Below are 12,285 nucleotides of genomic sequence, written 5' to 3'. Positions count from 1 at the left end.
TTTCTTTTTTTAAGTCGAGAGACTACAACGTAGTCAATATTAAAGTAGTCATAGTTTTGAAAACTAAAATAGGTTATTGTGTAGTTAGAGAATTGAATTAGAGTTTATGCAGTGTAAATAAAATATAATTCGATATTAGAGTATCTTTATTCATATAAACAAAATACGGTGCTAGAATTAAATGCACTAGATTAGAATGTAAAAGTTAGTCTTATGTTTTTTTATATTTTCGTGGTTAGTTTGCAACACACTCTGTAGTTATATATAGTGATATATCGCGTTGTGAAAGTGATTTGATCTACTAATTGACAGATTGATTGTCACGATTGTTCATGCATTGATCATCGCTTGGATCGTGATTTTTTTATATTCCTTTTTTAAAGAAAATCGTAGCAATATATTTACATTGGAAATTTATTTAAACTTCATAAATTAGACTAAAAACTAGATCTTTCTGGAAGTTTTTACTAATTACTTCAATGTTAGCAGTGAATCTTACTAATGAATCTTACTAAAAGTGCTTTGGGTATAGTCGATAATTATGTTTTGAACCAATAGTAGAATTAATTACTAATTTCAGTGGTAGTATTTCAGTATCAATAATAATATTACTTTAATATAAATCTTAAGTTGTTTCCTTTACATTTAAACATATAGTATCTAACTTATTTAGATAAGAATTCTGAACACTTATTTTATAATTTTCTAATATATTACTTCAAGAATGATATAAATCTTTATTATTATTGTCTTTATTGAAGCAATTAGTAAATTTAATAAAGAAGCATGGTGTACAGTATTTTATTTCTTGCATAAGTTATTGCATTTGACTAAGTCAGGTATTGAAAAATGATGAAGTATTTGAAATACATTCACATATCTAGATTGTATTTAGAATGATATTTTTATGATTTTATATTCTGTTAAGTTATTTTAAATCTTATCATTGTATGTTTATTTTTTTAGAGTAAGAAAAAGTATAATGGTCATTATAATTGAAAATTTTCAATAAAGCATACGCTTTTTACTCAAAAATAAAGAAATATATGTACTGTAATAAATGTTAATACATTTCTGTTCTGTATCTGCAAAGATGATTACTAATGTAAGATGTTACTTACTAAGATGTATAGTAAGAATACATATTATTGTTCTGATTTTTCTTTAAACAACTATTAAAATAAAGACGTATGTGATACAGTAAAAAGTACATATGTCATCAATAAAATTTACGTTAGCAATATTTAGAATTGTGACACTATTGTTAATTATTTATGTACTGAAATTTTTTAAAAGCTGATAATTCGAATAAAAAGTTTGTGTATATTGATAATGTATTACAGTATAATAAAATCACAGTTTATTCAATATAATTGAAAGAATACTTTAGAAGTCTTACCAACAGAAAAGTATTTTATAGAATTTTAGTTTGAATAATAATTATTTTCATATATGAAAGTGCATATTAAGCAATAGATTACTATACTTTTGAAATGTTTGTAAATAGTATCTATGTTAAATTCTAAATAATTTTTATAAAGAGTACAATATAATATTATGAATATAATATTATTTATTAAGAAATGTAAGTTATTTCATGTATCTTATTCTGGTAAGAAAACTTTTCAAGAATATAAAAGTAATGAGAGATAAATCACGATGTTTTTGTGGTACAACTCTAAAATTTATTACTTTATTTTTTAGAAAAATACTAGATAAGTTTTAAATATTTCATTAAGACAGATTATTTGTCCTGATGTATTTTATAAAATGTATTGAGTGAATATATTTTGGTAAAAGATATTGTATTAAGATTATTGATTAAAGTATTATTTTTGTATAGTTATTATTTTATTTCAATATTTATTAATCTAGGTAATTTTTGTTAGTAATTGTTCATTCAATTTTAAATTTACTATCTTTTGATTTAAGATGAAAGATATTTTATTTACTTTAATATTACTAAAATTATAAAAATATTTATTTAATTTACCTTACTTAAGAACACAAATCTTGCTTTATGTTTGAAATGCATATAGTGTCTTAGTTATGCTTTTATAGTCGTATGATTATTCATAAAAGATTCATGATCTTCAATCGTAAAATTAACTTGAATATTATTTTTATTAAACATATAGTTAATATCAACTTATGGAATTTATGTCTATAAAAATATTGTATTCATTTTAATAAATATCATTGATTTTATATTTGATGTATTTATATAAAAATGGTATTCAATTTTTTTAAGGAAATTTTCAGATTTATTATAAATTTTAATGGAGCCTATAATACAATTGATTATCTTTAATATAAAATTTATATATACTATATTAATAAATATTTATAAAAACCTTAAAACTTTCAACTATAGGTAAATTAGTTAGTTAATAATGTATTTATATTTTAACTAGAGTTAAAATTATTTTACATTACTTTATATTATTTATAGTGTTTATATTTAACTTCTAAATAAATACTTAAGTAAATATATTATAATTATACAAAAGGTGATATTTTATCGACTCTCCTAATTAATATCTATAACTATAAATATGATTTCATTATTTATTTCATAAATACTAATTATTTAATATAAAAAGTAGATTAGGAAATTAATCTACTATGTCATTATTTGTATTTTTAATCTAGAAAATTTATTATGTTTTACATTATATACATTTTTCAATAATATTTTATGATGTTATAGCTATATTAAAATCTAAAATAATTAAATACCAGATAAATTTTTTAGAAATATACAATATTATCATAAAATAATTTAGATACTATTATATCAACATCTTGCATTTTATATCATGTGAAAATTTAATATGAATTCAATCATGTAAGAAATATTGTAACGTATTTATAAAGTTCTTTATAGACATTATAATGAATTATTTATAAATTTTTTTGAATTAAAGTGATTTTTTATTTTTTGAAATATTACTTCTTAGTGTAAATAAACATTACGTTTTCATAACATCACTTATTAAGTTCATAATTAAAATTAATATTAGTAATGCTAGTAAATTTAATATTTAATAATACTTAATGATATGCACTACTCTTAAACATTTCTGAAATTTTTTAAACATCATTACGTCTACATGAATCGTATTATTAAAATTTTAAATATTAAATGTATTATTAGATTGAATTTTTAGACTTGAGAAGTAAAAATGTGAAGATTGGATAATGGATGTTTGTATGTATTTTTTTTGTAAATTATATTGATCTTTAAATAACATATCTTTCAATAAAAAGTGTAAAGATTACTACTTTACACACTTTCATTTTACTTTAAATATTGTTTTTTACACGTTTAACTACACGTAAGAGCTGTTTTTATTGTTTTTTATTAAAATACTGAATTTTACTTAATAATATTTAATAAATTTTAGTTATTATAACTACACTAGAAATTTATTTAATTTTTTTAACTATTGAATAAATTTAGATAATATTATAATCCGATTATTCCACTTTAATTATATAACTTTTAATTTATTAATACGAATAAGTTATGATGAATGATTATTTTCTTAAATATTAGCCCTGGATCTCATGAAACACAATTTAACTTAATAATATTGTTAAGTAATTTATCGAAATTATAGATTATAGTTACTCTAGATAGAGTAAAAATATCTCTTATATTTTATATCTTTTAGAGATTATCTCACATTTCTTTTTTGAAGTTTAATTTCTTTTTTATTTTATCCAAAATTACTAGTTAATGTTGTTTACTTTTTAAGTTATAAAACTTTTGTAAGTTAAAATATACGTTTCGTACGTAAAAGTAACTAAACTATATCTAATATGTTATCGATAAATTATAATAAAACGATTTTTCATTAATTATCATTGTTGTAATATAATTTTAAAATTATGAATCTTTAATAAAGTTAGATGAATAATATATTTTAATTTTTATTGATTAATAATTTTATTTTATGTTTATAATATAAAATTTATTATTTGTATTACAGTGATAAATAAATTTGTCGATGTTTTTACAGGAAATTTTAGAATAGATTTTTTTGAGTTTAATAGGGATTTATTAATGATATTGTATTATTTATTGAAGTAGTTTAATTAATTTATATTCTAAATTTTTACTTTATATATTTTAAGTATTTTTGATCTATTAGTGATCTTTTCTTTTATAAAGATAAGTGTAGGCTTGAGTCAATTTTATCTATTAAATCTATTTTATAAATATATTAGATAAATTATCGAGATCGTTTAATTGAATTAAAATAAGAGATAAAATAAACATGCAATAGTATAATATCTTTACTAAAGAGAGTGCCATTAACTAACGTCAATTTATAAAATAAATATTATCATACTATTATTAATTAATAATTGTATAATAATTATAAATATTTTTAATACAAATACTAGAAAAAAGAAAAACAATTCATCCTAATCAAATTATGAGTTTAACACGATTATTTTTAATATTTTACATAAATTATTGATTTTAATTAATTTCATTTTCGCTGTATTATGCATTAATTAAAATAGATTTAGATAAATCGTATTACACAAAATAATGATATTTATAAATCTCATGGATTTTTAAAAAATCAAATCTGATTTTAACTAAGCATTAATAATATATATTAATTATAATATAATTTTAAATATTATAAATAAAGTTTATATTATCTTTAGAATTCAGATCATTAGTGAAATTAAGATAAATATATAAGAATATAATCTTAGTAAAAATTCTTATTATATTATATTCATATATATGTTATATTTTTTTTAAAAAGAAACAGTGTAAGTATTTATTATATAATATTATTAATTTTTAAAAAAATCAAAATAAAATATAATACGTAATATTTATTATTATTTATGGAATAAATTTAAAATATTAGTTAAGTAATGAAAAATTTATTTTCATAAAAATGAATATTATAGTATCTTAAAATATTAAATTTTATTATAAAGTATTTTTTAATTTTTATTTTTTAATTAAATAAATTATATAACTTATATTATAAAATAATAATTATTATGATTTATCTCATGATAAATAAAACATCTTACTCATTTAAATATGTATTGTATAGGATTTTATCTTTTAATAATTCATAATAATAAACTCATGTTAAATGAAAACATGATCTTTCTATAAAATATTACAATGTTTTTACTAAGTTTTTGTTTTGTGTATGTAACAATAGATAATTATAATAAGGAACACATAAATCAGTAAGCAATATATTCAGCCATTTTTTAAAAATATATGTGATTATTTTTTAATTTTTATTAAAACTAGAATTGCTTATTAAGTATTAAAGACTATAAAATGGAGATAAGTATGTGACGAAATTATAACATAAAGTTAACACGGAGTATATCTAGGATTTTAAGTGATGTAGATCACAGAATTTCTGTTTTCTGTTATAAGATTAAATAGGCGTACAATCTGGCTTTTATTTAATTACACATTTAATATATTAAAACTTAATTTCAAAATTATTATAAAAATTTTTATCATATTTTGCAGCTAAAAGAATAGTGCAAACATGGTATACATGAGATTAATTCGAGATTATAGTGTAAAATTTATTAATTTTTTAATTAATTATCTTGTATGTGATTAAAGAAATTTACTTAGTAAAGTGTACTCTATTTTTGTAAGAGGAATATTTATTAGATTTCAATAGTATTTTAAAATATTTATAAATTTTCTTTTTGGTATCGTTAATTAAAATAGTGTAAATACCTTTTAGGTAGTAAGTTATGTTATTTATATTAGTAAATTTTATCTTTGTTCACTATCATTAGAATTAAAATTTAGGATAAATAAGTATCTAAGTTTTGCAAATTTTAAAAATTTTAAAATTATTACATTTAATACTAATCTGAGTTTTTATTCTGTAATATTAATTAATAAATAAAATAATAATCAGATTTTCCTGATAATTTTAAAAATTTAAAAATATTTTATTTTAGTGTTTTTAAAAAATGATCTTGTTAAGGAAGCAATTAATTCTTTAAATGAAATATACAGTCTTAAAAAAACAATATGTAATTATGTGCTTCGTATATTAATGATAATTAAACTAAAATTTTATTTTCCAAAGTAATAGATTCTGAAATATATCTTTAAAAACACTAAATAATCAGTATTATCTTGGATCTTTTTAATTTAGTAAAATAAAAAATTAAAATGTGTTTAATGTTATAAAACTTAAAGTGTCACGTATAATATTTAAAATATATCGTTGTGACTAGTATTACTTATGAAATTAAATCATTGCGCCTGAAGAGTCGAAGCAGTTATACAATAGAGTGTATAATAGAGTATTATGTCAGTATTAATATTATGCTAATATAATTACCAATAGTTTGTATGGAAGAGGTTTTTTAACCTTTAGCATCAAAATGATGTAGATTAATTTTTTCTTGGTTGTTCATTAGATTTACTCAATCATAGAAATATTAAATTTAGTTTTAGTAGTTTACAAGGGTTCGTAAAATAATTAAGAATATAAAAGTTACTTTCATTTATATGAAATATTGTTGTTTAACGTAATCTATTTTCTGAGAAAGTACATAAAGTGCAAGTGCTAAGTGAAATAAACATATTAGCATTATGTTGGCCTTATTTAAAATCCATGAAAATTATTAATGTTACGCTAAGCTATCTTAACTATTCTTTCTAACTAAGTTCGTGTATATTTTGCAGTAATCATGCTTGGTAACACTTGTGGGCATTAATGTATTAATACCAAGGGGAATGTGACTGCGATATTAATTATATCTAGAAAATAAGCGAAATATTTAAAAATGTATATTGAAATTTATTGTGTTCTAATCAGAACTATTAAAGAAAATAGTGAGCATGTATGTCATTATGCATTATGTTGAAACACATTTTATATTTTTTAAGTAAAAATAGAATATCAAGAAGAAATTTTGTTAACTGTAACTATCAAATATCTCGGTTTTTATGTGATGAAATATGTTCACTGAACTCACACACTGTGTGTCCATTCTAATTAAAATTTCCTATCGTTAAAGTATCAATTATTTTCTAATTAACACATGTGTGAGAACTTCCGGCAATTATAGTAGACTTAGCATTGATAACGATATTAATAACTTTAATATTTCACTCGTCATTCTATATCAAAATAAATATTGTACTAATTGATCGTATATTGATCGCGCATATTATTTTATAGTTGTTTTGATCACTTCTATATAAATATTATCAATACTAAAATTAGTTTTTATTGGTATATATAAACATAAAATTTTGACATCGAATAATGATCTAAATAGTTTGGAAAACAAGATTTAGATGAGATTTGATTTAGTGCGGAAGCGTTGAAAATAAAGTATTTATAATATTGATTGCATCAATACATATCAGCTTGATAATTTTCTTATAAAAACTTTTTTTGTTTTACATTGTTATAATTGAATTTTTTAAATGATAATGTATTTAAAATAAGTTGTATTTATAATTTTATTAGTATAATAATTAAATGCTTGTAATGATTTCAAGAATCATAATATGTAATATCAAATATAAATATTTATTTCTATAAACAATAAATTTATATTTGATATCTGCTATTTTTACTTACAGTCATAATGTTTGATTGTACTAAAATAAATAACCTGATTGCATCTATATAGTACACAATATCTTATTAATGTAAATTAGTAACATAATAATCCGTTAATTTTTCATGTTTTTAAAGTAAATTAAGATGCAAGGTATTAATTTTATATTCACAGAAACAAGAAAAATACAGGACTGAGTATTAATTTTGTCAATAAAATGAATTATTAAAATTATAAAAAGAATTGCTTATAGACTAAATTAGTGTACTAAAATTTTTAGTTATAGATTTAATGATTTTAACGTTAGATGAAATTTTCATATGAATACAATTCACTATAAAAATCAATCATTTTTTAATGATATAAAACCAGTACTTTTAAAGCACTGGTTTTATAGACTAAGAAATTTTATTTTTTCTTGTTATTAAAGCCTGCATTTAACAATTCAGCTAAGTTAGCTGTTGCTTCATCTGCGCTAATCTGTGGAACTTCCGAAAGATTACTCAGTTTGCGATGATGTATACGATCTTGATGGTATGCAAATCCAGTGCCTGCGGGGATTAAACGACCAACAATAACATTTTCTTTTAGACCTCGAAGCTCATCGTATTTACCTGCAACAGCCGCTTCTGTCAAGACGCGTGTTGTTTCTTGAAAGGATGCTGCTGAGATAAAAGATTCTGTTGCTAGAGATGCCTTAGTAATACCTAATAAGTCACGAACATAGCTCGCTGGGTACTTATGTTCTATTTCTAATTTACGATTAGAAACTTTAACACGTGAATATTCTACCTGTTCACCTTTGAGGAATTCTGAGTTTCCTGCATCTACAATGGTTACTTTACGTAACATCTGACGTACTATAACTTCAATGTGTTTATCGTTAATTTTAACACCTTGTAAGCGGTACACTTCTTGCACTTCATTAGTGATGTATCGTGTGACTGCGTGTATGCCACGTAGTCGTAGAATATCGTGTGGAGATTCTGGACCATCAGAAACAACATCACCATGTTCGACAATTTCGCCTTCAAATACGTTTAATTGACGCCATTTAGGTATCATTTCTTCGTAGGGATCAGAACCGTCTAATGGAGTAATAACTAAACGACGTTTTCCTTTAGTTTCTTTACCAAATGATATAATACCGCTGATCTCAGCTAGAATTGCTGGTTCTTTTGGACGACGAGCCTCAAATAAATCAGCTACACGTGGTAAACCACCGGTTATATCTTTAGTACCAACAGATTCTTGTGGAATACGTGCTAAGGTATCACCTGCATTGATAAAAATCCCATCATTTAATTGAACAATTGCCTTACCGGGTAAGAAGTATTGAGTAGGTATATCTGTATTAGGTATAAGTATATCTTGTTTATTTATATCAACAATGCGCAGTGCAGGACGCAAATCTTTAGCACCTGCTGTACGTTCAGAGTTATCCAAAATAACGATTGAAGATAGACCAGTTAACTCATCAGTCTGACGAGTCATTGATTGACCATCAAGCATGTCAGAAAAACAAATAATACCAGATGCTTCACTAACAACAGGCATAGTATGTGGATCCCAATTAGCAACAATTTCACCACCATTAACTGCTGCACCATCACCTTTAGTTAAGTGTGCACCGTAAGGAACTTTATAACTTTCTTTAGTACGACCGAATTCATCAATTAAACGTAATTCAGTATTACGTGAAGTAATAACTAGCTTACCTTCTGTATTAATAACAAATTTAGCATTCAACAGTTTTAAGGTACCGGTATTACGTACTTGAATATTTGATTCTGCCGCTGCGCGAGATGCTGCACCACCTATATGGAATGTACGCATTGTCAGCTGTGTACCTGGCTCACCAATGGATTGTGCTGCGATAACGCCAATAGCTTCACCTTTATTAATTATGTGACCACGAGCAAGATCTCGACCATAACAATGAGCACATACACCAAAGTCAGTTTCACAACTTACAACTGAACGTACTTTGACGCTGTCAACTGAGTTAGTTTCTAACAAATCACATAGCTTTTCATGAATTAATGTGTTACGAGAAATAAGAATGTCAGTGGTACCTGGAATTAATATGTCTTCTGCCGTGACACGTCCTAATACGCGTTCACGTAGCGGTTCTTTAACGTCACCACCTTCGATAACAGGAGTCATTAAAATACCTTCGTGAGTATCACAATTATCTTCAGTAACTACTAAGTCCTGTGCTACATCAACTAAACGACGCGTTAGATAACCGGAGTTTGCTGTTTTTAATGCTGTATCTGCAAGACCTTTACGTGCTCCATGTGTAGAAATAAAATATTGCAGAACATTTAAACCTTCACGAAAGTTAGCTGTGATTGGTGTTTCGATAATAGAGCCATCTGGTTTAGCCATTAGACCACGCATACCAGCAAGCTGACGGATTTGCGCAGCAGAACCACGAGCACCTGAATCAGCCATCATAAAAATACTATTAAAAGAAATCTGCTGTTCTTCTTTTCCATCACGGTTTATAACTGTGTCAGTTGATAAGTTTTCCATCATTGCTTTAGAAACACGTTCGTTCGCTGCAGCCCATATATCTATAACCTTATTATATCGCTCACCTGCTGTAACTAGACCTGATTGAAATTGCGCTTGAATTTCTGCAACTTCTGCTTCGGCTTCTATGATAATCCCTGCTTTTTTTTCAGGAATAACTATATCGTCAATACCAACTGATGCACCAGAACGTGCTGCATAGGCAAATCCAGTATACATAATTTGGTCTGCAAAAATGACTGTTGGCTTCAGACCTAGTACACGATAACAAGTATTCAGCATGTTAGAAATAGCTTTTTTACCCAATACTTGATTCACTAAAGCATAAGGTAAACCTTTCGGTACAATCATCCACAAAATTGCACGACCAATAGTAGTATCAACTAAACTGGTATTAATTCTAACGTGACCTTTATTATCTTTTACTTCTTCAGTAATACGGACTTTAACACGAGCATGCAATGATGCATGACCTGAACGATAAACACGTTCAGCTTCTTTAGGTCCAGTTAAAACCATCCCTGCGTTTTTTGCATTAATACAGTCACGCGTCATATAGTAGAGACCTAATACAACATCTTGTGAAGGAACGATAATAGGTTCTCCACTTGCGGGAGATAAAATATTGTTAGTTGACATCATTAATGCACGCGCTTCTAATTGAGCCTCTAAGGTTAGAGGAACGTGTACCGCCATTTGGTCACCATCAAAGTCGGCATTGTATGCTGCACAAACTAAAGGATGCAACTGGATAGCTTTCCCTTCAATTAAAATCGGTTCAAAAGCCTGAATACCTAAACGGTGCAATGTTGGTGCACGGTTCAGCATAACTGGGTGTTCACGGATAACTTCATCTAATATATCCCATACCACTGCTTCTTCACGTTCAACCATTTTTTTTGCTGCTTTAATGGTTGTTGCTAGACCACGAAGCTCTAATTTACCATAAAGAAATGGTTTAAATAATTCCAAAGCCATTTTTTTAGGTAGACCGCACTGATGTAAACGTAGATATGGACCTACGGTGATAACTGAACGACCGGAGTAATCGACACGCTTACCAAGTAAGTTTTGACGGAAACGACCTTGTTTACCTTTAATCATGTCAGCTAAAGATTTTAGAGGACGTTTGTTAGAACCAGTAATAGCACGACCGCGACGACCGTTGTCTAATAGTGCATCAACAGCCTCTTGTAACATACGTTTTTCGTTACGTACAATGATGTCTGGTGCAGCCAGATCTAAAAGACGTTTGAGACGATTATTACGGTTAATTACACGACGATAAAGATCGTTCAGATCTGATGTTGCAAAACGGCCGCCGTCCAGTGGAACTAAGGGACGTAAATCTGGCGGCAATACTGGTAGAACATTTAGGATCATCCACTCTGGATTATTACCTGATTGAATAAATGCTTCTAACAGTTTAATGCGTTTAGTGAGTTTTTTGCGCTTAGTTTCAGAGTGAGTGTCATTGAATTCTTCACGAAGAGTGTTACATTCATTTTTAAGATCAAGGTTTTTTAATAAACATTGGATTGCTTCTGCACCCATTTTTGCATCAAATTCATCACCGAACTCTTCTAAAGCATCCAGATATTGTTCTTCTGTTAAAATTTGTGTGCGTTCAAGACTAGTCATTCCGCCTTCAACAACAACATATGATTCAAAATATAGAACACGTTCAATGTCACGTAAAGGCATATCAAGCAGCAAACCGATACGAGATGGTAGTGATTTTAAGAACCAGATATGTGCAGTTGGAGCGGCAAGCTCAATATGACCCATTCGTTCACGACGAACCTTGGTTTGTGTAACTTCAACGCCACACTTTTCACAAATTACACCGCGATGTTTTAAACGTTTATATTTACCGCATAAACATTCATAATCTTTTACTGGCCCAAAAATACGCGCGCAGAAAAGGCCGTCACGTTCAGGTTTGAATGTACGGTAGTTGATAGTTTCTGGCTTTTTTACTTCACCGAATGACCACGAACGGATCATATCAGGTGATGCCAGAGCAATTTTGATCGCATCAAACTCTTCGGTCTTGGTTTGCGCTTTCAGAAACTTAATTAAGTCTTTCACAAAATAACTCCTGTCGGAGTTAGACCTGTCAAGTGAGTAGCTTCTGGTGTC

General features: G+C 26.1%; 1 protein-coding gene. It reads right to left on the bottom strand.

Going from position 1 to position 12,285, the window contains the following annotated elements; genetic code table 11:
- Positions 1-8,013 precede the first annotated feature (8,013 nt).
- Positions 8,014-12,234 carry a DNA-directed RNA polymerase subunit beta' gene (gene rpoC / locus GFV14_RS03505; protein WP_457914279.1) on the bottom strand — a complete coding sequence of 1,407 codons (4,221 nt, stop codon included), beginning with the start codon at positions 12,232-12,234 and terminating at the stop codon, positions 8,014-8,016.
- Between the last annotated feature and the right edge of the window lie 51 nt (positions 12,235-12,285).

It is taken from the genome of Candidatus Hartigia pinicola (assembly GCA_020541205.1).
Taxonomy (GTDB): domain Bacteria; phylum Pseudomonadota; class Gammaproteobacteria; order Enterobacterales; family Enterobacteriaceae; genus Hartigia; species Hartigia pinicola.
Note: the sequence above shows the minus strand (reverse complement) of the source record. Positions and strands in the feature narration are given on the sequence as shown.